Annotated in this window: 19 protein-coding genes and 2 pseudogenes; 13 read left to right on the forward strand and 8 right to left on the reverse strand. The window is 70.1% G+C overall.

What is annotated here, in order from left to right; translation table 11 throughout:
• Positions 1-97 precede the first annotated feature (97 nt).
• From RB628_RS21940 to RB628_RS21950, 3 genes and pseudogenes are all read left to right on the forward strand, one after another.
• Positions 98-958 carry a helix-turn-helix transcriptional regulator gene (locus RB628_RS21940; RefSeq protein ID WP_318322209.1) on the forward strand — a complete coding sequence of 287 codons (861 nt, stop codon included), beginning with the start codon at positions 98-100 and terminating at the stop codon, positions 956-958.
• 110 nt (positions 959-1,068) lie between these two features.
• Positions 1,069-1,284: a DUF397 domain-containing protein gene (locus RB628_RS21945; RefSeq protein ID WP_055525969.1), complete on the forward strand. Its 216-nt coding sequence runs from the start codon at positions 1,069-1,071 to the stop codon at positions 1,282-1,284.
• 127 nt (positions 1,285-1,411) lie between these two features.
• Positions 1,412-1,894, forward strand: a pseudogene (locus RB628_RS21950) (SAM-dependent methyltransferase); the annotation flags it as partial.
• On the opposite strand, the gene RB628_RS21955 reads toward RB628_RS21950, so the two are convergent.
• Positions 1,881-3,356, reverse strand: coding sequence for a PLP-dependent aminotransferase family protein (locus RB628_RS21955; protein ID WP_318322210.1), 1,476 nt, complete (start codon positions 3,354-3,356; stop codon positions 1,881-1,883). The pseudogene RB628_RS21950 and the gene RB628_RS21955 sit on opposite strands and share 14 nt — an antisense overlap.
• A gap of 47 nt (positions 3,357-3,403) precedes the next feature.
• Here RB628_RS21955 and RB628_RS21960 point away from each other — a divergent pair, with 47 nt between their 5' ends.
• Entirely contained in the window at positions 3,404-3,910 is a 507-nt protein-coding gene (locus RB628_RS21960; RefSeq protein ID WP_318322211.1) for a carboxymuconolactone decarboxylase family protein, read from the forward strand.
• Positions 3,911-3,935: 25 nt separating this feature from the next.
• Here the strand turns inward: RB628_RS21960 and RB628_RS21965 are convergent, their stop codons facing one another.
• Both RB628_RS21965 and RB628_RS21970 read right to left on the reverse strand, forming a co-directional pair.
• Positions 3,936-5,423: a glutamate synthase subunit beta gene (locus RB628_RS21965; protein WP_318322212.1), complete on the reverse strand. Its 1,488-nt coding sequence runs from the start codon at positions 5,421-5,423 to the stop codon at positions 3,936-3,938.
• Between the two features lie 231 nt (positions 5,424-5,654).
• Positions 5,655-6,395, reverse strand: a complete 741-nt coding sequence (locus RB628_RS21970) for a DUF2293 domain-containing protein (RefSeq protein WP_318322213.1) — start codon at positions 6,393-6,395, stop codon at positions 5,655-5,657.
• Positions 6,396-6,541: 146 nt separating this feature from the next.
• Here RB628_RS21970 and RB628_RS21975 point away from each other — a divergent pair, with 146 nt between their 5' ends.
• Complete coding sequence (locus tag RB628_RS21975) at positions 6,542-7,183, forward strand: uridine kinase (protein WP_318322214.1); 642 nt, start codon at positions 6,542-6,544, stop codon at positions 7,181-7,183.
• 140 nt (positions 7,184-7,323) lie between these two features.
• Complete coding sequence (locus tag RB628_RS21980; protein WP_318322215.1) at positions 7,324-7,752, forward strand: CBS domain-containing protein; 429 nt, start codon at positions 7,324-7,326, stop codon at positions 7,750-7,752.
• 200 nt (positions 7,753-7,952) lie between these two features.
• Here RB628_RS21980 and RB628_RS21985 read toward each other — a convergent pair.
• Positions 7,953-8,075, reverse strand: a pseudogene (locus RB628_RS21985) (magnesium transporter CorA); the annotation flags it as partial.
• 182 nt (positions 8,076-8,257) lie between these two features.
• On the opposite strand from RB628_RS21985, the gene RB628_RS21990 reads away from it, so the two are divergent.
• On the forward strand, positions 8,258-9,052 hold the full coding sequence (locus RB628_RS21990) for a methyltransferase domain-containing protein (protein ID WP_318322216.1): 795 nt from the start codon (positions 8,258-8,260) through the stop codon (positions 9,050-9,052).
• A 40-nt stretch (positions 9,053-9,092) separates the two neighbouring features.
• Here the strand turns inward: RB628_RS21990 and RB628_RS21995 are convergent, their stop codons facing one another.
• Positions 9,093-10,004 carry a sugar kinase gene (locus RB628_RS21995; RefSeq protein ID WP_318322217.1) on the reverse strand — a complete coding sequence of 304 codons (912 nt, stop codon included), beginning with the start codon at positions 10,002-10,004 and terminating at the stop codon, positions 9,093-9,095.
• The gene (locus RB628_RS22000) at positions 10,001-10,906 is read right to left on the reverse strand and encodes a pseudouridine-5'-phosphate glycosidase (protein ID WP_318322226.1); all 906 of its coding nucleotides are present in this window, start codon (positions 10,904-10,906) and stop codon (positions 10,001-10,003) included. Before RB628_RS22000 ends, RB628_RS21995 begins: the two co-directional genes overlap by 4 nt.
• A 102-nt stretch (positions 10,907-11,008) precedes the next feature.
• Here RB628_RS22000 and RB628_RS22005 point away from each other — a divergent pair, with 102 nt between their 5' ends.
• Positions 11,009-11,437, forward strand: coding sequence for a VOC family protein (locus tag RB628_RS22005; RefSeq protein ID WP_318322218.1), 429 nt, complete (start codon positions 11,009-11,011; stop codon positions 11,435-11,437).
• Between the two features lie 169 nt (positions 11,438-11,606).
• On the opposite strand, the gene RB628_RS22010 is transcribed toward RB628_RS22005, so the two are convergent.
• Positions 11,607-12,944 (reverse strand): MFS transporter, encoded by a 1,338-nt coding sequence (locus tag RB628_RS22010; protein ID WP_318322219.1) that lies wholly within the window; start codon positions 12,942-12,944, stop codon positions 11,607-11,609.
• A gap of 159 nt (positions 12,945-13,103) precedes the next feature.
• Positions 13,104-13,679: a methylated-DNA--[protein]-cysteine S-methyltransferase gene (locus tag RB628_RS22015; protein ID WP_318322220.1), complete on the reverse strand. Its 576-nt coding sequence runs from the start codon at positions 13,677-13,679 to the stop codon at positions 13,104-13,106.
• A gap of 309 nt (positions 13,680-13,988) precedes the next feature.
• Here RB628_RS22015 and RB628_RS22020 point away from each other — a divergent pair, with 309 nt between their 5' ends.
• The 5 genes from RB628_RS22020 to RB628_RS22040 all read left to right on the forward strand — a co-directional run.
• On the forward strand, positions 13,989-14,855 hold the full coding sequence (locus tag RB628_RS22020; protein WP_318322221.1) for an MHYT domain-containing protein: 867 nt from the start codon (positions 13,989-13,991) through the stop codon (positions 14,853-14,855).
• Positions 14,856-14,898: 43 nt separating this feature from the next.
• Complete coding sequence (gene uvrB / locus RB628_RS22025) at positions 14,899-17,037, forward strand: excinuclease ABC subunit UvrB (protein WP_318322222.1); 2,139 nt, start codon at positions 14,899-14,901, stop codon at positions 17,035-17,037.
• 247 nt (positions 17,038-17,284) lie between these two features.
• Positions 17,285-17,851 (forward strand): TerD family protein, encoded by a 567-nt coding sequence (locus RB628_RS22030; protein WP_318322227.1) that lies wholly within the window; start codon positions 17,285-17,287, stop codon positions 17,849-17,851.
• 52 nt (positions 17,852-17,903) lie between these two features.
• Positions 17,904-19,991, forward strand: coding sequence for a TerD family protein (locus RB628_RS22035; protein WP_318322223.1), 2,088 nt, complete (start codon positions 17,904-17,906; stop codon positions 19,989-19,991).
• A 285-nt stretch (positions 19,992-20,276) separates the two neighbouring features.
• Positions 20,277-20,991, forward strand: a 715-nt coding sequence (locus RB628_RS22040) for a TerC/Alx family metal homeostasis membrane protein (RefSeq protein ID WP_318322224.1), incomplete at its 3' end; no start/stop codon positions are given.

Genomic DNA, 20,991 nt, shown 5'->3' on the forward strand with positions numbered 1-20,991 from the left:
GGTTTTCGAATAAATCTTCGAACAAAATTCCCGGCTGGCGCCGCCGGGCTGTCAGGAATCTTCACCGGAGTGTGCCGGTGCTCGATGGAGGTGGAGCGTGAGCGAACCGCGGTCCGCGCCGACGGTCGGACAGGTCGTCCTCGGCCGGCGCCTGCTGGACTTGCGGGAGCGTGCGGGCCTGCGGCGTGAGGAGGCCGCGCGCATCCTCCGGGTCGCCCCCGCCACCGTCCGCCGCATGGAGATGGCCGAGGTCGCCCTCAAGATCCCGTACCTCCAGCTCCTCCTGAAGTCGTACGGCGTCTCGGACGAGGAGGCCGCGGGGTTCGTCCAGCTGGCCGAGGAGGCCAATCAGCCCGGGTGGTGGCAGCGGTTCCACGACGTGCTGCCCGGCTGGTTCTCCATGCACGTCAGCCTGGAGGGCGCGGCGAGCCTCATTCGCCAGTACGAGCCCCACTTCGTCCCAGGCCTGCTGCAGACCGAGGAATACGCCCTTGGTGTCCTGAAATCGGGCGCCATCGGCCAGACCAGACCCGAGGACATCGAGCGCCATGTCGCGCTGCGCATGGAACGCCAGGGGCTGCTCACTCGTGAGGGTGCGCCCCGGCTGTGGGTCGTGATGGACGAGACCGTCCTGCGCCGCCCGGTGGGCGGACCGGAGGTGATGCGTGCGCAGATCGACAGACTGCTCGAAGCCACGAACCTGCCCAACGTGACACTCCAGGTCGCCCCCTTCTCCTCGGGGCCGCACCCGGGCACGTACGGACCCTTCGTGCTTTTCCGTTTTGCCATGCCGGAACTCCCGGACATGGTCTACAGCGAGTACCTGACCGGCGCCATCTATCTGGATTCGCGCTCCGAGGTGGCAACCCACCTGGAGGTCATGGACCGCATGGCGGCTCAGTCCGCTGCAGCACATCGCACGAAGGAGATCCTCCGGGATCTCCGCAAGGAGCTCTGAATCTCTGCATGGATCGCATGACGTCCAAGGCCCGGATACGCCACGAGCGAATCAATGAGCTGACCACTGAACGGGCCACCGAGCGGGCGAGTGCTCGTATCTACAACGGCATGCCCGCCGGTGAGCTGGGCAGCGAGGGCTGGCACAAGCCGTGGAGCGGCGGCAACGGCGGCAACTGCCTGGAGGCGATGAAGCTCGCCGACGGCCGGATCGCCGTCCGTCAGTCCACCGACCCCGACGGTCCGGCACTGATCTACACCACCGCCGAGATGCTCGCCTTCATCGAGGGCGCGAAGGCCGGGGAGGCCGACTTCCTGCTCTCCTGAGGTTCTTTTGGTTCGATTCCGGCCGTTTGTGTGCCCCTGATTCCGTTGTGTGCATTCAATGCCCTTAATTTGACGCTCAGTTGATCACTTGCCATGCCAGACATCGAAGAGGCTTACGGAGTTCGTCATGACCGGGCAGCAACCCACTGAGATCGACACCAGCAGGTCTCATCCAGCACGGATGTACGACTGATATCTGGGCGGCAGGGACAACTACCCGGTCGACGAGGCGACGGGCCGGCAGATGCTCGCCCTGGACCCGCGCGTGCCGGTGATGGCGAAGGTGAGCCGTGCCTTCATGCACCGCGCCACACGCTGGCTGGCCGGGCGCGGCGTCCGGCAGTTCCTGGACGTCGGCACCGGCATCCCGACCGCGCCGAACCTCCACCAGATCGCCCAGGAGATCGCGCCCGACGCGCGGGTCGTCTACTGCGACAACGACCCCATCGTGCCGGCCCTGCTGCGCGGACCGGAGGAGGGCGTCACCGAGTACCTCCAGGCCGATGTGCGCGACCCGGACGCCATCATCGAGGGCGCGAAGAAGGTCCTGGACTTCGGGCGGCCCGTCGCACTGTCCCTCGTCGCCCTGCTGTACTTCATCTCGGGGGAAGTGCCTGGCACAGCGCCTCCAACGCCGCTTCGTAGGCATGCTCGGAGGGGGCCGCGTACCCCACGACGAGTCCGTCGGGCGCGATCGAACTCTCACTCTTCTCCGGGGGCCTTTCCGGTTCGTGGAACTCTGGATGCCGGAACTCGGCGAGCCCGTCGAGGGCGATTCCCCGCCAGGCCGCCGCCTTCACCGTCGACCGCTCCGTCCCGGGCGGCAGCCGCAGCACCGCGTGCAGCCCGGCTGCCACACCGGTGACCTCGACATGCGGCGCATGCGCGGCGAGCGCGGCGACCAGTCGGTCCCGGCGGCGCCGGTACCGCTGCCGCATCCGCCGCACATGACGGTCGTACGAGCCGGACCGGAGGAAGTTCGCGAGCGCCAGCTGGTCGAGCGCGCTCGCCCACCCCTCGCGCTCGCCCTTCACCGAGAGCACGGGTTCCACGTACCGTTCCGGAAGCACCATCCAGCCCAGCCGCAGCGCGGGGGACAGGCTCTTGCTGACCGAGCCGAGGTGGATCACCCGCTCCGGGTCCAGCCCTTGTACGGCGCCGACGGGCCGGCGGTCGTAGCGGAACTCCCCGTCGTAGTCGTCCTCCAGAACCAGACCGCCACGCGCGCGTGCCCAGTCGATCACGGCCGCGCGGCGCTCGCGGTGCAGTGGGCCGCCGGTCGGGAACTGGTGCGCGGGCGTGAGCAGTACGGCTCGTTCCCTGCCGAGCGGGCCGACCTGTGCGCCGTCCTCGTCGAGGGGCAGCGGCACGGTCCGCACTCCGGCCGCCGCCAGCAGCTCCCGGTGGAAGGGGAGTCCGTACGCCTCCACGGCCAACGGCCCGCGCAGTACGGCGTCCGTGCCCCCGCCGCCGCTCGTTCCGCCGAAGAGGAGCCGCAGAGCGTGTGCGAAGCCCGAGCAGATGACGATCCGCGCGGGCTCGGTACGTACGCCACGCGCGCGTGCCAGGTACTCGGCGAGCGCCTTCCGCAGTTCGACGCGTCCCGCCGGATCACCGGGCCCGAACGCCTCGCTCGGCGCCTGCTGGAGCGCTCGCCGGTACGAGGCCAGCCAGGCGGAACGCGGGAACTCCGACGCGTCCGGTTTGCCCTGGCGCAGGTCGTGTCGTGGCCCACGCGCGCGTGGAGGTGCCTTCACGGGGACACGGGCGGCTGCTCCGACGGGTTCGGCGCGATCGGCGACCCGGGTGCCCGAGCCCTGGCGGGCGCTCAGCCAGCCCTCGGCGACGAGTTCGGCGTACGCGTCGGCCACCGTGTTGCGGGCCACGCCGAGATCGGCGGCGAGGGAGCGGTACGGCGGCAACAGGGTGCCGGGCGCGAGCCGGCCGCTGCGGACGGCGTCCCGCAGGGCGCGAATCAGCGCTGCCCGCCGTCCGCCGGGCCCCGACAGATCCAGTTCCAGATGAAGGTCGGCGCCGACGCGCTCAGCGGAATTGACCCATTTTTCTGCCATGAAAATGAACCCTACATACGGTCTTTTCGGCCCGTAGATTCTTGGTCATGACAACGAACACGGACACCGCGAACCCCACCACCGCCCACGTCGCGGGGAGCGCCGAGAACCCCCGCCTGAACTTCGCGAAGAAGGCTCCCAAGGTCTTCCGCGCACTTGTCGGCTTCGACGCGGCGGCCCGCGAGGGTCTCGATCCGGCGCTGGTCGAACTGATCCAGATCCGCGCCTCGCACCTCAACCACTGCGCGTACTGCCTCCACATGCACACCAACGGCGCGCGCAAGGCGGGCGAGAGCGAGGACCGGCTGCATCTGGTCGCGGTGTGGCGCGAGGCCCGCCACTTCTACACCCCGAGGGAGCAGGCGGCGCTGGCCCTCACGGAGGCGGTCACCCTGGTCGCCGACGCCGGTGTCCCGGACGACGTCTACAGCGAGGCCGCGACTCACTTCGACGAGCGGGAGCTCGCCCAGGTCCTGTCCCTGATCCTCACGATCAACACCTGGAACCGGGTGGCCCTGGCGACCCGCAAGGTGGCGGGCACGGACGAGCGCTGACCCGCGTCGGGCAGGGTGGGGGCAGCTACACGGCCATCGGCCGGTCGTACGGCCCTATCGGCGCCGGCAGCTGTGTAGCGCCCGTCAGGCAGCGGTCCACGGCCGCCGCCACCGCCCGCCCCTCCGCTATCGCCCACACGATCAGCGACTGCCCGCGGGCCGCGTCCCCCGCCGCGAACACGCCCGGCACATTCGTCGCGAAGTCCGCGTCGCGGGCGATCGTGCCGCGGGGATCGAGAGCGAGCCCGAGCTGGTCGACCAGGCCGTCCTCCCGGTCGGGCCCGGAGAAGCCGAGGGCGAGCAGCACCAGGTCGGCGGGGATCGTCCGACCGGATCCGGGCAGCGGCCGGCGCCGCGCGTCCACCTCGACGAGGTGCAGCGCACGCACGTGCCCGCCCGCGTCGCCCGTGAAGTGAAGAGTGGACGCCGCGAAGAGCCGTGCGTCGGCGTCGGCCGCGGGCGCCGACTCCAGGTCCCGGGCTTCCTCGTGCGCGGCCGACAGACGGTAGATCTTCGGGTACGTCGGCCACGGCTCGGAGTCCTCGTCGCGCTCCGCGCCGGGCTGGGCGTAGATGTCCAACTGGGTGACGGAAGCGGCCCCTTCACGCACCGCGGTGCCCAGACAGTCCGCCCCCGTGTCACCGCCGCCGACGATGACGACATGCTTCCCGGCGGCGGACAGGGGGGACACCTCCACATCTCCCTGGCACACCCGGTTGGCCAGCGGCAGATACTCCATCGCCTGATGAACACCTGCCAACTCCCGTCCGGGCAGTGGCAGATCACGCCACGCCGTGGCCCCGACGGCCAGCACCACGGCGTCGTAACGCGCCCGCAGCTCGGCGGCCCCGACATCCCGTCCGACGGCGGTCGACGTACGGAACCTGGTTCCCTCGGCCCGCATCTGCTCGACGCGCCGCTCCAGATGGTGCTTCTCCATCTTGAACTCGGGGATGCCGTACCGCATCAGCCCGCCGAGCCGGTCGTCCTTCTCGTACACGGCGACGGTGTGCCCGGCCCGGGTGAGCTGCTGGGCCGCGGCGAGCCCGGTGGGTCCCGACCCGATCACCGCGACCCTGCGCCCGGACAGCCGGTCCGGCGGACTCGGCGGCGCGAAGCCGTCGGACCAGGCCCGGTCCGCGATCGCCACCTCGACGTTCTTGATGGTCACCGCGGGCTGGTTGATGGCCAGCACACATCCCGCCTCGCACGGCGCCGGACACAACCGCCCAGTGAACTCGGGGAAGTTGTTCGTGGCGTGCAGTCGGTCGCTCGCCGCTCGCCAGTCGCCCCGGGAGACCAGGTCGTTCCACTCGGGGATCAGGTTCCCCAGGGGACAGGCGTCGTGGCAGAACGGGATGCCGCAGTCCATGCAGCGATCGGCCTGCCTGCTGACGATGGGCAGCAGTGCCCCCGGGACAAACACCTCGTCCCAGTCACGGACCCGCTCCTCGACGGGCCTGCGGGGCCAGTCCTCGCGTGGAGTGGTGAGAAAACCCTTGGGATCGCCCATGGCCGTGTCCTTGCCGTCTTCCCTGCCTACGTGTGACGGGGCCGTGCGTCATCGGGGCGGCACTCTCCTTCGGCCACGATACGGCTCCTCGGCCGTGCACGCCGAGCGGGACGGTGGCTCAGGCGACTGTCCCCACCAGTGAACCCCCTGCCACTGACAACGCCCATGGCCGAACGACGCGGCGCCATGTGCGAGCATCCGGGGAAGGCGGCGGCACCGGGTGCGAGCAGGTCACGGAGGCCGCGGTGACGCTCGCGCCGGCTCGGCCCGGGCATCCCGTACCTCCGCACCCGCTTCCGGCCCCCATTCCCGAAGCCTCGACTCGACGGCGCCCGCGATCCGCCGCCGGGCCTCGTGCCGCGTGACCCCGCTCATCAGCAGCTGGTCGTACGCCGTGTCCACGTGCCGTACCGACGCCACAACGGCCGAGATCACCGCCCGCTCGGACAACGCACGCCCCGCCGCACTCCGCCCCACACGCCCACTGGCACGCACCGAGGCATGTGCGGCGATCGCCGCCGCCCGGTGGGCCGGGCACCCGGGCAGCAGCCGGCGGATCTCCCGCGCGAACGCCTCCGAGAACCGCAGATCCTCCGCGGCCCGCCGTCGGGAGTCCCGCACCCGACGCAGCCGCCGCGCTTCGGCGTCCGCCAGGCACCGTTCCTCGGCCCGGGCGAGCCCCGCCTCCTCGACCAGAACGCCCTGCCGCTCGTACCGACCCTGCCGCCGGTTGAACCTCACGACCACCGCCGACAGCCCGCTCTCCTCCCGCGCCCTTCGCGTCAACGCGGTGTTGCCCCTCGGCAGGAACACCAGATGCCCGAGATCGGCACAGTCGAGACACCGAGGCGCTCCCTCCTCCAGCACGAGCAACGTCAACGGGTCCCGCCGGCACTCGGCACAGTGCCGCCGCCTGAGCGGCTGCACGACGAGCAGTCCGGCGCGTAACGGGGGAGTCGCGCGGCTTGTCACAGCTGTTTGATTCCCACCGGCGGCCAGGAATCCCCCAGCCGGGCCCCGCCTCATTGGACGCCCACACCTGGGCGACACTCATCTCCTCGCCTTCCCCACCCGCACCCACGAGCTCCGCTCCTGACCATGGACAGCCACCCGGCATCATGGGCCGTGTGCGACTGGAACCGATCACCTGGGACCGGCTCGGCGACCATCTCGTCGAACGCGTGCTCGACCTGAAGCCGGACGACGGGAGCCCATGGCCGCGCATCGCCTTCGACGGAGCCCCGGCGGCCCGCCCGGCAGACCTCGCCGAACGCGTGGCCGAGGCACTGCGCATACGTGGTCGGCCCTCCCTCGCCATCGGTACCGCCGGTTTCCTGCGCTCCGCCTCCCTGCGGCTGGAGTACGGCCACGAGGACGTGGAGGCCTACTACAACGGCTGGTTCGACACCGGCGCCCTCTGGCGCGAGGTCTTCGGCCCCCTCGAACCCGGCGGGGACGGCCGTGTCCTGCCCGACCTCCGCGACCCGCTCACCGACCGCTCCACCCGCAGTCCCTACGTCCAACTCCCGCCCGGCGGACTTCTGTTGCTGCACGGCCCCTTCCTGCTGCGTCACTGGTTCCCGTTCGACCTGACCGTCCACGTCCTCCTCTCCCCGGCGGCCCTGCGCCGCCGTACCCCCGACGCCGAGCACTGGACCCTGCCCGCCTTCGAGCGCTACGAGAGCGAGACGGACCCCGCCGCCACGGCCGACGTCCTGGTACGGGCGGACGACCCGGGTCACCCGGCATGGAACGGCTGACCCGGACCGGCCCCGGACGCGGCGCCCGAAAGGCGCGGACTTCCGGGTGCGCATCGCCAGGAGCGCGGCGAGAATGTAGGGCGCCGGGACTAGCGGTGCCCTCCGCGCCGCGCCGGCCGTCCGGCACCGGGAGGTACTTCATGACCACCGCCGGAGACATCATGCATCGCGGCGCCCAGTGGATTCCCGCCCACGAGACCCTCGATCGGGCCGCCCAGCTGATGCGCGAGCTCAACGTGGGCGCCCTGCCCATCAGCGACGAGAACGAACGCCTCTGCGGCATCCTCACCGACCGCGACATCGTCGTCGGCTGTGTGGCCATGGGCCACGATCCGGCGAAGGTCACCGCGGGCGAGATGGCCCAGGGCACCCCGCGCTGGATCGAAGCGAGCGCCGATGTCAGCGAAGTGCTCGAAGAGATGAAGGACCACCAGATCCGTCGGCTACCGGTGATCGAGAACAAGCGCCTGGTCGGCATGATCAGCGAGGCAGATCTGGCCCAGCACCTCACTGACGACCAGATCGCGTCCTGGGCCGAGAGCGTCTACGCCAGGACCACCACCCACTGATCCCACCGCTCCGTGTCGCACCCTCGTCCGGCCGTCCGCGCCGGGCGAGGAGTGTGCCGGGGGAGGCCGCGTCAGAGCCGGCCGCTGCGCCGGAAGCTCCGGTACAGCGTCGGACAGGCGACGGATATCAGACCGACGACCAGCGGGTAGCCGGACTGCCGGCGCAGCTCCGGCATGTGCTGGAATCGCGGAGCCCAGCCCGGTGACCGGGCGTGGTGACCCAGGTCGACGCGCGGGAGCCGCCGTGTCGGCCGTGCCACCTTGCGGAGGCCGCCGACCCTGCCGAAGCCCGTGACCTTTCGCAGATTCCCTGACCTGGACATCTGGATCTCCTCGCGTGGATCTCCTCGCGCCGCACTGTCCGCACCATGCGCCTGGCTCGCCAGTTTGGCAGCCGCACGCGAACGCCGGAGAGGCCTGTGGGAACGGAGTGTTCCGTTTCGCTTTTGGCTGCGCGGGAGCGTCGACCCGGCCGAACAAAGGGGATGACTGGGATGATCGCGGCATGACGCGAACCGACGGGTATCTCCTCGACAACCGGCAGACCGAGGCGGGACAACGCTTCGACGCCCTTGCCGCCCTCTTCGATCCCACGACCTTCCGGCACTTCGAAGGGTTCGGCGTCGGACCCGGCTGGCGTTGCTGGGAGGTCGGCGTCGGCGGTACCTCGGTGGTCTCCTGGCTGGCGAAGAAGGTCGGCCCGACCGGGAAGGTCGTCGCGACCGACCTGGACACCTCGTGGGCCGCCGCGGCAGCCCGTCCGCCGGTCGAGGTCCGCGTCCACGACGTCGGCGCCGACGAGCCGCCGGGGGAGGGGTTCGACCTTGTGCACGCCAGGCTCGTCCTCGTCCATGTGCCGGACCGGGAACGGGCGTTGCGCTCGATGGTCAAGTCACTGCGTCACGGCGGCCGGCTCTTGATCGAGGACGCCGATCCCGCTCTGCAACCCCTGCTCTGCCCCGACGAGCACGGACCCGAGCAGCAACTCGCCAACCGGCTGCGGCACAGCTTCCGCCAACTGCTCGCGGACAGCGGCGCCGACCTGGCGTACGGCCGCAGACTTCCGCGGCTGCTGCGCGAGGCGGGCCTGCGCAACGTACAGGCCGACGCGTACTTCCCCCTCACCTCGCCGGCTTGCGCCGCGCTGGAGTCCGCGACGATCCGTCAGATCCGGGAGCGGCTCGTCGCCGGGGGCCATGCCTCGGATCAGGACGTCGACCGTCACCTGGCCAACGTCGCCTCGGGCGGGATGGACCTGGCGACGGCACCGATGATCTCGGCGTGGGGACGCAAGGAGTAGCCGAGGGCGACGGTGGCCGAGAGCCCTGCTCACGGGCCCCTCAACCGGCAACCGGTGGCCTCCCGCCCACCCGCTCCACCGCCCGCGCGCCCGCCCGGCACCCCTCAGCCGCCGCGTCCAAGGGCCCGGCACCCGTCAACAGAGCGGCGAGGAAGGCGCCGGTGAAGGCGTCACCGGCGCCCGTCGTGTCCCGGGGTGTCGCGGGCACGGCCGGGACGCGGGCACACACGGCCCCCGACCGGGCCACGAGCGCGCCTTCGGCACCCTGCTTGGCGACCACCAGCGGGACGTGGCGGCTCAGCTTGGCCGCCGCGTCCGCCGGGTCGGACAACCCGGTGAGCAGACAGGCCTCGTCGCGGCTCGGCAGCAGCACATCCACCCCGGACACGAGATCGAGGAAGCGGTCGACGCCCAGTTCGACGAGGAATCCCGCCGACGCCGGATCCAGGCTCACTGGTACGCCACGCGCGCGTGCCGACTCCTGAGCCACCGCCACGAACGCCCGACTCTGCGCCGAGAACAGCAGATAGCCCGAGAGATGCAGACGTGCGACACCGTCGAGCAGCGCCTCAGACCAGTCGGCGGGGTCCAGCAGCAGCGAGGCACCGCTCTGGGTCAGGAGCGTGCGCTCGGCCGCCGCGTCCGTGTCCACCAGGCAGATCACCGTCCCGGTCGGTGCCTCGGGATCGACGACGAGGCGGGGCAGTACCCCGCAGGCCGTCAGCTCGCGCTCGTGCCACTCGGCCGAGTCCGTACCCACCCGTCCGAGCAGCCGCACCTCCGAGCAACCCCAATGGGCCGCCCAGCAGGCCACATTGGCACCCGCACCGCCCGGCAGGGTCCGGATCTCGGCGGTCGTGTCGGTTCCCGACGCGAGCGGGCCCCGGTGCCGGGCGACGATGTCCGTGATGACGTCCCCGACGACGAGCAGGGCCCCGCCCGGCTCGGTCACACCCCGGCCCAGGCGGCCGCGATGCGCCCCGCGAGCCGTACGTTGCCGCGGACCGCTGCCAGATTGGCGCTCAGGGAGGCGCCGTCGGTGTGCCGCACCAGGTAGTCGAGCAGGAACGGTGTCACGGCCTGTCCGCTCACGCCCTCCTCCTCGCACGCGTGCAGCGCGTCGGCAAGCACGCGCGCGTGAAGCCCGGGATCCAGTTGCTGCTGCTCGGGTACCGGATTGGCGACGATGAACGCCGACTCCGGGGAATCGAGCGCGTCCTGGGCCCGCATCACGTCCGCGACCTGCTCCGGCGTGTGGAGCGTCCAGTCCACCGGATGCCCGGAATCCGAAAGGTAGAAGCCGGGGAAGTGGCCCGTGCCGAAACCGGCCACGGCGACCCCGAGGGTCTCCAGCCGCTGCAGGGTGGCCGGCACATCCAGAATCGACTTCACGCCCGCGCAGACGACCGTGATCCTGGTGCGTGCCAGCAGTCCCAGATCGGCGGACTCGTCCTGGGTCACCGTCCATTCCCGGTGCACTCCGCCGAGCCCACCCGTGGCGAACACCCGTACGCCGGCACGGGCTGCCAGCAGCGCGGTCGCCGACACCGTGGTCGCTCCGCTCGCCCCGGTGGCGACCGCGAGCGGCAGATCGCGGTGACCCAGCTTGCGGATCCCGTCCTCGTTCGCAACCCGTTCCAACTGCTCCTTGTCCAGGCCCACATGAGGCCGCCCGTCCAGCACGGCGATCGTGGCGGGGACGGCGCCCTCCTGCCGTACGACGTCCTCGAGTTCCAGCGCCACCTGCAGATTGCGGGGGCGCGGCAGCCCGTGCGCGATGATCGTGGACTCCAGGGCCACCACGGGTCGACGCGCGTCGACCGCTTCCCGCACTTCTTCGGACACCACCAGCATCACGTGCCTGCTTCCTGTCGTTCGGTCTTCCCTCATCTCTGGCGGGCGGCGCGCGTGGTCAAACCCTTGCGGCCTGTGGAAGAGGCCACCAGCCTGGGGTGCATGACGGACAACTCGACGCGTCTCGACCATGTCGTCCTCTGGGTACGCGATCCGCTCTCCGCGGCTGACTTCTACGAGAAGGCGGTCGGCATGGAGCCCCTGAGGATCACCGAATTCGCCGCGGGGGCGGTGTCGTTCCCCTCCGTACGCCTCAACGACGAAACCATCTTCGACCTCGCGCCCCTCTCCCTGGCGGAGCGCATGAACATGCTGCCCGGGTCCGCAGGCAGTGCGGGCCACCCCGTCAACCACGTGTGCCTGTCCCTGTCCCCGGACTCCTTCGACGCCCTGCGGACCCGCCTGGAGGAACGAGACGTACCTGTCTCGGACTTCTCGTACGACTCCTACGGCGCCCGCGGCATGGCGAGGCGCAGCTTCTACTTCCGCGACCCCGACGGCAACGTCTTCGAGGCGCGGCACTACGTGTAGGGCGCAGGAGCGCAGAAAAGGGGGCGCCCGCGCGCGGACACCCCTTTCCGAAGACCGAGGGCCGGACCGCAGTAGAGCCGGACCGGTCGTGCGCAGGCCGGCGCCCCGTGCGGACCGAGGACGTACTTGCGGCTCGCGCCCTGGTCGAACTCGGCGTAGCGGTACGTCGTCACCCGGCACTGTCCGGAGGTGAAGCGGTGGTTCTGTGGGCAGCCGAGGCCGAGCCGCCTATTCCCCGGACCTGCTTCAGGTCTCTGCGTGTGAACAAGGCCAGCGCGCCCACGGGTATCAGCAGGCACGCGGCGCCCAGATTGAGCCACCCGTAGCCGGCCTGGGCCATCGCGAGCCCGGCGGCTGCCCCGCCGAGGCCTGCCGAGGTGTTCATGACGAGGTCGGACAGCCCTTGTGCGGCAGCGCGCGCGGCCTCGGGCACGGAGTCCGTGAGCAGGGCGGACCCGGACACCAGCCCGGCCGACCAGCCCAGCCCCAGGACGAAGAGCCCCGCCGCGGTACGGCCGTGACTGCCGCCGGCGGTGCCCGCGAGGAGAGCGGCGCAGGCCAGCAGTCCCACGGCGAGTCCGATGCCGGACAGCCGCCCGAACCGGTCGGACAGCCGCCCCATGAGTGGCGAGAACGCGTACATGCCCGCGATGTGACCACTGATGACCAGCCCGATGAGATCGATGCTCGCGCCGTGGTGCCCGAGCGCGACCGGGGTCATCGACATGACCGAGACCATGGCCGTGTGGCACACGGCCACCGCCACGAGCGCGAGCCGGGCACGCGGTGAGGCTGCGACGGCGGCGAAGCCCGCGCGCAGGGACCGGCCTTCGGCCGACCGCTCCTCCACCGGGGCGAGTGCACGGGCCGTGAGCAGCGGATCGGGGCGCAGCAGGACGGCCACCGTCACCGCCGCGACCAGGAAGATCCCGGACGCCCACAGGAAGGGGCCCGCGGTCGCGGGTATCCCGAGTCCGGACACACTGCGCCCCGCGGGCGCGGCGATGTTCGGCCCAAGGACCGCTCCTATGGTGGCCGCCCACACGACGTTCGAGATGGCGCGGGCCCGCCGGTCCGGCTCCGCGAGATCGGCCGCAGCGAACCGCGCCCCCAGGTTCGCCGACGAGGCCGCACCGAAGCCGGCCATGCCGCACAACAGCAGCGGAAAGCTGTCGATGACCGCCGCGACCACAACGACGCCCGCCCCCAGGGCACCGACGAGATAGCCCAGAACCAGCCCGGGGCGCCGCCCGCGCGCGGTCATCAGCGCCGCCAGGGGCATTGAGGCCACCGCTGTGCCCGTCACCATCGCGGTGGGCGCGAGCCCGGACAGTGACTCGGTGCCGCTGATCCGCTGAGCCAGTACGGAAGCGAGCGCGACGCCGGTGGCCACCCCGAGCCCGCCGAGAATCTGGCTCGCGACCAGCACGCCGGAGATCCGACGCCGCAGCACTGCCTGCTGGTCACCTGTCACAGGCACACCGACGTGCCGCTCGACGGCGGTCATGGCGCCCCGCCCACGCGGGCGAAGAACGTGGTCACTGAGGTGGTTCCCCCTACTTGCGCACAGCTCCCGGTACGGAATCTCATTCCGTACCGGGCTGCCCCCTCGTGCTGATGGACCTTCCCAACTGATGAAACCCTCGGGTCCCGCGGATCAAACCCCTCAGAACAGCGGCTCGGGCAGCACCCCTTCGAGTGCGAGCAGCTTCCGCTTGGTCTCCAGACCGCCCCCGAACCCGCCGAGGCCGCCGTCGCTCTCCACGACCCGATGGCACGGCACCACGACCGGCAGGGGATTGGCGCCCATCGCCGCGCCCACCGCCTGGGCCGCGCCCGGCTGGCCGACCCGGCCGGCCAGGTCGCCGTACCCGACAACCGCGCCGTACGGGACACCCGACGCGAGTTCGCGCAGCACCTGCCGGTGGAAACCGGAGATCAGGGACCAGTCGAGCGGCAGCTCGAAATCGTGCCGCTCGCCCGCGAAGTACGCCGCGAACTGGCGTATCGCCTCGGCCAGGAGCGGAGCCTCCGGCGCCTCCACGGGTTCCGCGCCCAGCCGCGAAGCGAGCCGCTCGACAGTCTTCTCGCGCACCGGCTCCGTGGCATGGAACGCCACGTTCACCAGGCCCTCGTGTGTCGCGGCCAGCAGCAGCGGGCCGATGTCGGTGCCGACAACCGCCCACACGACCCGCCGCCGGTTCTCCGGGTCCTGCCGCCCGTCCCGCCCATGGCTGTCCATGCGCCCCACCGTACGACCCACCACTGACAATGCCAGGCCCGCGGGTTCCGAGCGTGCGGACGGGGCACGAGTGACAGCGGAGGGCCGACGGAAGAGAGGTGCGGCACGGACACAGATTGAAGGGAGTTGCCCGAGTCCGCACACTCCTGCCGCACAAGTGGGCAAGGCCGTGTTTCTTTGCCGGAAAATCGTTCGACCCTTCAGGAGCCAGTCATACTCTCTGCCACAACCCTGACCGCCGGCCGGTTCTGGGGCAGGGGAGCATTGCAGGGAATTCCAGAACGCAACAGGGCGGAAGGGCAGCCGCGCATGCAGGGCACGGTCGACGGATTCAGCTACGGACTCGTCACCCCGCTGGTGGCCTACCTCATGGCCTGCCTGGGTGGCGCGCTCGGCCTGCGCTGCACCACCAGATCGATGCTGGTCGCCCGGTCGTGGCGACCAGGGTGGCTGGCGCTCGGCTCTGCCGCGATCGGCTCCGGGATATGGACCATGCACTTCGTCGCGATGATGGGGTTCACCGTCGAGGAGACCCCGGTCAACTACGACATGTGGATGACCTTCGCAAGCCTGGGTGTCGCCATCCTCATGGTCGGCATCGGGATCTTCATCGTCGGCTACCGGGGGGCGAGCGGGACGGCACTGTTCACCGGGGGCACCATCACGGGCCTCGGCATCGCCTCCATGCACTACCTGGGCATGGCCGGAATGCGCCTCAACGGGAAGCTGGAGTACAACACCTTCACCGTTTCCGCCTCGGTCGTGATAGCCGTGGTGGCCGCCACCGCCGCCCTCTGGGCGGCCGGGCAGGTCCGTGGCTTCCTGTGGAGCGTGGGCGCCAGCCTCGTCATGGGACTCGCCGTCAGCGGCATGCACTACACGGGCATGGCCGCCCTGAGGGTCCACGTCCACGCCTCGTCCGGGAGCCTGGACGGAGAGTCGCCCGCGGCTCTGCTCGCCCCCCTGATGATCGGCCCGCTCGCCTTCCTCCTGCTGGCCGGTGTCGTCGTGATGTTCGACCCGCTGATGGTCATGGGCAAGCCCGACCGGCGTCCCCCCGACAACAAGCCCGGAATCCCGGCCCACCCCGCAGTCCCGCACCCCGGCCGGCGCCCCCCGCTGCGCCCCGGCCAGCGGCACGGACACCGAAGCCCCCGCACCCCGCAGAACCGGTGATCAGGACCCGTCAATGTCAGTGGGTGGTCGTACGGTGGATGTCATGCGGCCAGTTTCCAAGATCGAACGCACGGTGGCGCCCTTCGAGGTCGTCAGCCCCTACCAGTCGAGCGGCGACCAGCCGGTGGCCATCGCCGAGCTGGCTCGGCGCATCGAAGCAGGTGAGAAGGACGTCGTACTCCTCGGTGCGACCGGCACCGGCAAGTCCGCCACCACCGCGTGGATGATCGAGAAGCTTCAGCGCCCCACGCTGGTCATGGCGCCGAACAAGACCCTGGCCGCCCAGCTGGCGAACGAGTTCCGGGAACTCCTCCCGAACAACGCGGTCGAGTACTTCGTCTCGTACTACGACTACTACCAGCCCGAGGCGTATGTCCCTCAGTCGGACACCTACATCGAGAAGGACTCCTCGATCAACGAGGAGGTCGAACGCCTGCGCCACTCCGCGACCAACTCGCTGCTCACCCGGCGGGACGTCGTCGTGGTCGCCTCCGTGTCCTGCATCTACGGCCTCGGTACTCCGCAGGAGTACGTGGACCGGATGGTCCCCCTCAAGGTCGGCGAGGAGATCGACCGCGACCAGATGCTGCGCCGCTTCGTCGACATCCAGTACACGCGCAACGACCTGGCCTTCACCCGCGGCACATTCCGCGTGCGCGGCGACACCATCGAGATCTTCCCGGTCTACGAGGAACTGGCTGTCCGCATCGAGATGTTCGGCGACGAGATCGAGGCACTCTCCACCCTCCACCCGCTCACCGGCGAGATCATCAGCGAGGACGAGCACCTGTACGTCTTCCCGGCCTCCCACTACGTGGCAGGACCCGAGCGTATGGCGCGGGCCGTAAACGACATCGAGAAGGAACTCGGCGAACGCCTCACCGAACTGGAGAAACAGAGCAAGCTCCTGGAGGCCCAACGTCTGAGGATGCGGACGACGTACGACATCGAGATGCTCCGCCAGATCGGCTCGTGCTCCGGAGTCGAGAACTACTCGATGCACTTCGACGGCCGCCTCCCCGGATCCCCGCCGAACACCCTGATCGACTACTTCCCGGACGACTTCCTGCTCGTCATCGACGAGTCGCACACCACGGTCCCCCAGATCGGCGCCATGTACGAGGGCGACGCGTCCCGCAAGCGCACGCTCGTCGACCACGGCTTCCGGCTGCCCTCCGCCCTGGACAACCGCCCCCTGAAGTGGGAGGAGTTCCAGAAGCGCATCGGACAGACCGTCTATCTGTCGGCGACCCCCGGCAAGTACGAGCTGTCACGTGGCGACGGATACGTCGAGCAGATCATCCGACCCACCGGCCTCATCGACCCCGAGGTCGTCATCAAGCCCACCGAGGGCCAGATCGACGACCTGGTGCACGAGATCCGCACGCGCGCGGAGAAGGACGAGCGCGTTCTGGTCACCACGCTCACCAAGAAGATGGCCGAGGACCTCACCGACTACTTCCTGGAACTCGGTATCCAGGTCCGCTATCTGCACAGCGACGTCGACACCCTGCGCCGGGTCGAGCTGCTGCGCGAACTGCGGGCCGGTGAGTTCGACGTCCTGGTCGGCATCAACCTCCTCAGGGAGGGCCTCGATCTGCCTGAGGTGTCCCTGGTGTCGATCCTCGACGCCGACAAGGAGGGCTTCCTGCGCTCCGGCACCTCCCTGATCCAGACCATCGGCCGAGCGGCGCGCAACGTGTCCGGCCAGGTCCATATGTACGCGGACAGGATCACCCCGGCGATGGAGAAGGCCATCGAGGAGACCAACCGCCGCCGGGAGAAGCAGGTCGCGTACAACAAGGAGAGGGGCATCGACCCACAGCCCCTCCGCAAGAAGATCAACGACATCGTGGCGCAGATCGCCCGCGAGGACGTCGACACGGAACAGCTCCTCGGCTCGGGCTACCGTCAGTCGAAGGACGGCAAGGGCGCCAAGGCCCCGGTGCCCTCGCTCGGCGGCAAGGCGGCCAGGGGTGCCAGGGCCGGCAAGGGCAAGGCCGGGGAAACGGTGCCGACCGACCGCCCCGCGGCCGAACTCGCCGAGCAGATCGAGGAGATGACGGCACGGATGCGCGCCGCCGCGGCCGACCTCCAGTTCGAGATCGCCGCCCGGCTGCGCGACGAGGTGTCGGAGATGAAGAAGGAACTTCGGCAGATGAAGGAGGCGGGCCTGGCCTGACTGCCGCACGGGGCACACGGGGAGCCCGCCGTCGCACCGGACGGGCACCCGAGCGCCGTCCGCGAGCTGCGACGTACGCGCAGTGTTGCAACACCGACACAAAGTGCGCCCGAGGCTTCGGCACTGTCAGTGCCACTGCGTAGGGTTCAGATCATCCGCGGACCCCGCGGAAACAGGGGACGGCTTGAGAGGGGAACAGCGCGTGGTGGACGTATCCAAGGGCGGAAGGCCCAGTGGCAGCGTCAATCTGATTAAGGGTCAGGCCATCAACCTGCAGAAGAACGACGGGGGCACCCTGACCGCGGTGCGCATGGGCCTCGGCTGGCAGGCAGCTCCCCGTCGCGGCCTGTTCGGCACACGCACACGGGAGATCGACCTCGATGCCTCCGCCGTGCTCTTCGCCGACAAGCAGCCCGTCGACGTCGTGTTCTTCCGGCACCTGGTCAGCGACGACGGCTCCGTGCGACACACGGGAGACAACCTCGTCGGCGGTGTCGGCCAGGGTGGCGACGACGAGGCGATCCTCGTCGACCTGCCGCGTGTGCCGGTCCACATCGACCAGATCGTCTTCACCGTGAACTCCTTCACGGGCCAGACCTTCCAGGAGGTGCAGAACGCGTTCTGCCGTCTGGTCGACGAGAGCAACGGTGACGAACTCGCCCGCTACACACTGGACGGCGGCGGCCAGTACACGGCTCAGATCATGGCGAAGGTGCATCGCGCGGGCACGGGCTGGCAGATGACGGCCCTCGGCACCCCCGCCAACGGCCGCACCTTCCAGGACCTGATGCCGGCGATCCTGCCGCACCTGTAGCCGGGCCCGGTCAGCCCACGGAACAAGAGATCGACACGGGGGGACGAAGGCGATGACGGCCGAGCTGGTCCGGGGACAGAACCATCCGCTCTCCCAAACGCGTCTCGAAGTGCGGATCTCGGCCGGCGAGCCGATCGTGGCCGGGGCCACGGTCGGCGACGAGCAGGGCAAGGTCCACGGCGTCGAGTGGGTGGCCCACCCCGGTGCTCCCACGCTTCCCGGCCTGGAGGTCTCCAGGCAGGCGGCGGCCGACCACCGGCTCGCCGTGGACCTGGGCGCCATGCCGGAGTCCGTGCACCGGATCTGTGTGCTGCTCGCTCTGCCGTCCGGGGCGGGCGGCCCGGTCCGCTTCGGCGCTGTAGCCGCACCCTTCGTCGCCGTCACCGGCCTCGACGGCACAGAGGTCGCCAGTTACACGATCACGGGCCTGGAGGCCGAGTCGGCCGTCGTCGCGCTGGAGCTGTACCGCAGACAGGACGCCTGGAAGGTGCGCGCCATCGGCCAGGGCTACGCCGGCGGTCTGACCGAACTCCTCACCGACCAGGGCCTTGCCGAGGCCGGCCACCTCGCAGAGACCATCAACGAGGCGGTGTCCCGCGCCCACTCCCGCGCGGTGGCACCCCCTCCACCCCGTATACCGGACAGCGACCGCACCCGCCGGACAGCGTCCCCGGCCCCTGCCCAGTCCGCGTCGCCCTACGCGGCTCAGGGGCCACAGGACACCCGGACCCCCGGCGCGCCGGAGCAGGCGGGTGCCGCCGTTCAGGGCGGCCAGGGCGGTCCTCCCGCCCCGCAGCCTTCATCGCCGTACGGAGTCGGAGACCCGCAGAACACCCCGGCGCAGGCCAGCCAACGGGACGGTTCGCCTCAGGCGGGCCGCTCCGGAGAAGCCGCGCGGGCCGACTCCTCCGCCACCGGCGGCCCGATCGACTACAGCCATCCCAGCCGCCGTACCGCCGCTCCGTCAACCGTCCCGCCGACCGCACCCCCGGCCCAGCCCGGACAGTCGGCGCGGCCGGTCGCGGGTGACGCGACCGGGTGGTCCATGGAGGAGCGCCTCTACAACCAGGTCTGGGGCATGTTCGAGGATCTGGCGCGCACCACCGCCGCCTGTCGCAGTGCCGTGGACTTCGCCGACTCACGCCTTGAACAGGAGATCGACAAGGCACTGGCCGACCCCCGCAGCCGGATCGGCGGCCGGGGCGACGCCGCGCGAGAAGCGGCCCGCGCCAAGCACGCCCAGCTCGTGGACCAGGCCCGCGCAGCCCTCGACCGTGACCTCTCCCAGCTCACCGCCGAGGCCGCGGTCGTCGAACCCGCGCTGCCCCTGGCGTACGCCCGCTGGGACAACCCCGTCTGGCACGCCTACCGGGTACCGATGGAGATGCCCATGGCGCTGCGGCTGGGCGATCTGCGCCTGCCGGAGAGCATTGACCTGAGCATCCCGATGCTCGTTCGGCTGCCCTTGGAACGCGGCCTGTGGATCGACAGCGGGGGTGGGTCCCTCGACGGCTCGCTCATCGACTCCGACGAGCTGCGGCGGCTCGCCCTGGACACGGCGGTGACCCACGCGGCCCGCCTGCTTGCCGTCCATCCGGCGGGCGAATTCGCCGTCCACGTCGTCGACCCGGCGGGTTCGGGCGCGTTGGCCCTCGCGCCGCTGGTGCGGACCGGTGTGCTCGCGGGTCCGCCCGCCGCCGGCGCCGCCGGTGTCGCGGACGTGCTCGGTCGGCTGACCCAGCGCGTCGACCTGGTGCAGATGGCGGTGCGCGGTGGCGCGGCCGACTCGCTGCCCCCCGACTTCGACACCGCTCAGCAGCTGTTGATCGTCAATGACTTCCCGCACGGTTTCGACGACCGGGCGGTGACCCAGCTGCGCTATCTCGCGGACGAGGGTCCGGCCGTCGGCGTCCACCTGATGATGGTCGCCGACCGCGAGGACGCCGCCGCCTACGGACCGTTGCTCGACCCGCTCTGGCGTTCGCTTCTGCGACTCACTCCGGTGCCGGACGACCACCTTGCCGACCCGTGGGTCGGCCATGCGTGGACGTACGAGCCGTCGGTCGTGCCGCAGGGCAGCCAGGTGCTCCAGCAGGTGCTCAGCCAGGTCGCGGCGGCCCGCCGGTCATGGAATCGCTGAGCCCCGCAGACACTTCACCAAGTAACGGCAAAGCCTTCTGACCTGCTGTTTTTGGTTTCCTTTTACTAATTTCTTTACCTTTCCTTGGTGATTGGGGTACTGTTTTCCTCACGGAGGGGAGTACTCCCTACCTGCTGCGGCGTACCCGTCAATACGGATCAATCCAGATCCCGGGGCGTCGGCCCGCAGGCGCCGGGCGCGTGAAGGAGCCCGACTGTCGCGGGTGGAAGAGACCTCCGGTAGCGACGACGCTGAAATTGGCCGTTACGTACTGCCGGAGGCGCAGTGAATGTTTCCGTGACCCTTTGGGTCCTGACCATCGTGGGTCTCGCCGCTCTCATCGCGGTGGACTTCTTCATCGGGCGCAAGCCGCACGACGTATCAATCAAGGAAGCCGGGATCTGGACGGTCGTCTGGATAGCCCTGGCCGGGCTCTTCGGAGTGGGGCTGCTCGTCTTCGGTGGCGGTGAGCCCGCCGGCGAGTTCTTCGCGGGCTTCATCACCGAGAAGTCGCTGAGTGTCGACAACCTCTTCGTCTTCGTCCTGATCATGGCGAAGTTCGCGGTGCCGTCGCAGTACCAGCAGCGCGTGCTCCTCGTCGGCGTCCTCATAGCGCTCGTCCTGCGAGCGATATTCATCGCCGCCGGCGCTGCCATTCTCGCGAACTTCGCGTGGGTGTTCTACATCTTCGGCGCCTTCCTCATCTGGACCGCCTGGAAGCTGATCCAGGAGGCCCGGGCCCACGAAGAGGACGAGGAGTTCGAGGAGAACAGGCTACTCAAGGCTGCCGAGAAGCGGTTCGGCGTGGCCGACCGTTACCACGGCACGAAGCTGTGGATTGAGGAGAACGGCAAGCGGATCATGACGCCGATGCTGGTCGTGATGCTCGCGATCGGTACCACGGACGTCCTGTTCGCCCTTGACTCGATCCCGGCGATCTTCGGCCTGACCCAGGACCCGTACATCGTCTTCACCGCCAACGCCTTCGCCCTGATGGGTC

Source organism: Streptomyces sp. ADMS, from assembly GCF_033441795.1.
GTDB lineage: Bacteria > Actinomycetota > Actinomycetes > Streptomycetales > Streptomycetaceae > Streptomyces.

What these genes read in the sequence shown, in the direction of transcription:
- RB628_RS22005 (WP_318322218.1), top strand. Translation starts at nt 11,009, where the DNA reads ATGACGGACAACTCGACGCGTCTCGACCATGTCGTCCTCTGGGTACGC.
- RB628_RS21965 (WP_318322212.1), bottom strand. Translation starts at nt 5,423, where the DNA reads ATGGGCGATCCCAAGGGTTTTCTCACCACTCCACGCGAGGACTGGCCC.
- RB628_RS22015 (WP_318322220.1), bottom strand. Translation starts at nt 13,679, where the DNA reads ATGGACAGCCATGGGCGGGACGGGCGGCAGGACCCGGAGAACCGGCGG.
- RB628_RS22035 (WP_318322223.1), top strand. Translation starts at nt 17,904, where the DNA reads ATGACGGCCGAGCTGGTCCGGGGACAGAACCATCCGCTCTCCCAAACG.
- uvrB (WP_318322222.1), top strand. Translation starts at nt 14,899, where the DNA reads ATGCGGCCAGTTTCCAAGATCGAACGCACGGTGGCGCCCTTCGAGGTC.
- RB628_RS21975 (WP_318322214.1), top strand. Translation starts at nt 6,542, where the DNA reads ATGGGCCGTGTGCGACTGGAACCGATCACCTGGGACCGGCTCGGCGAC.
- RB628_RS21955 (WP_318322210.1), bottom strand. Translation starts at nt 3,356, where the DNA reads ATGGCAGAAAAATGGGTCAATTCCGCTGAGCGCGTCGGCGCCGACCTT.
- RB628_RS21980 (WP_318322215.1), top strand. Translation starts at nt 7,324, where the DNA reads ATGACCACCGCCGGAGACATCATGCATCGCGGCGCCCAGTGGATTCCC.
- RB628_RS21960 (WP_318322211.1), top strand. Translation starts at nt 3,404, where the DNA reads ATGACAACGAACACGGACACCGCGAACCCCACCACCGCCCACGTCGCG.
- RB628_RS22020 (WP_318322221.1), top strand. Translation starts at nt 13,989, where the DNA reads ATGCAGGGCACGGTCGACGGATTCAGCTACGGACTCGTCACCCCGCTG.
- RB628_RS21945 (WP_055525969.1), top strand. Translation starts at nt 1,069, where the DNA reads ATGCCCGCCGGTGAGCTGGGCAGCGAGGGCTGGCACAAGCCGTGGAGC.
- RB628_RS22000 (WP_318322226.1), bottom strand. Translation starts at nt 10,906, where the DNA reads ATGCTGGTGGTGTCCGAAGAAGTGCGGGAAGCGGTCGACGCGCGTCGA.
- RB628_RS22010 (WP_318322219.1), bottom strand. Translation starts at nt 12,944, where the DNA reads ATGACCGCCGTCGAGCGGCACGTCGGTGTGCCTGTGACAGGTGACCAG.
- RB628_RS21990 (WP_318322216.1), top strand. Translation starts at nt 8,258, where the DNA reads ATGACGCGAACCGACGGGTATCTCCTCGACAACCGGCAGACCGAGGCG.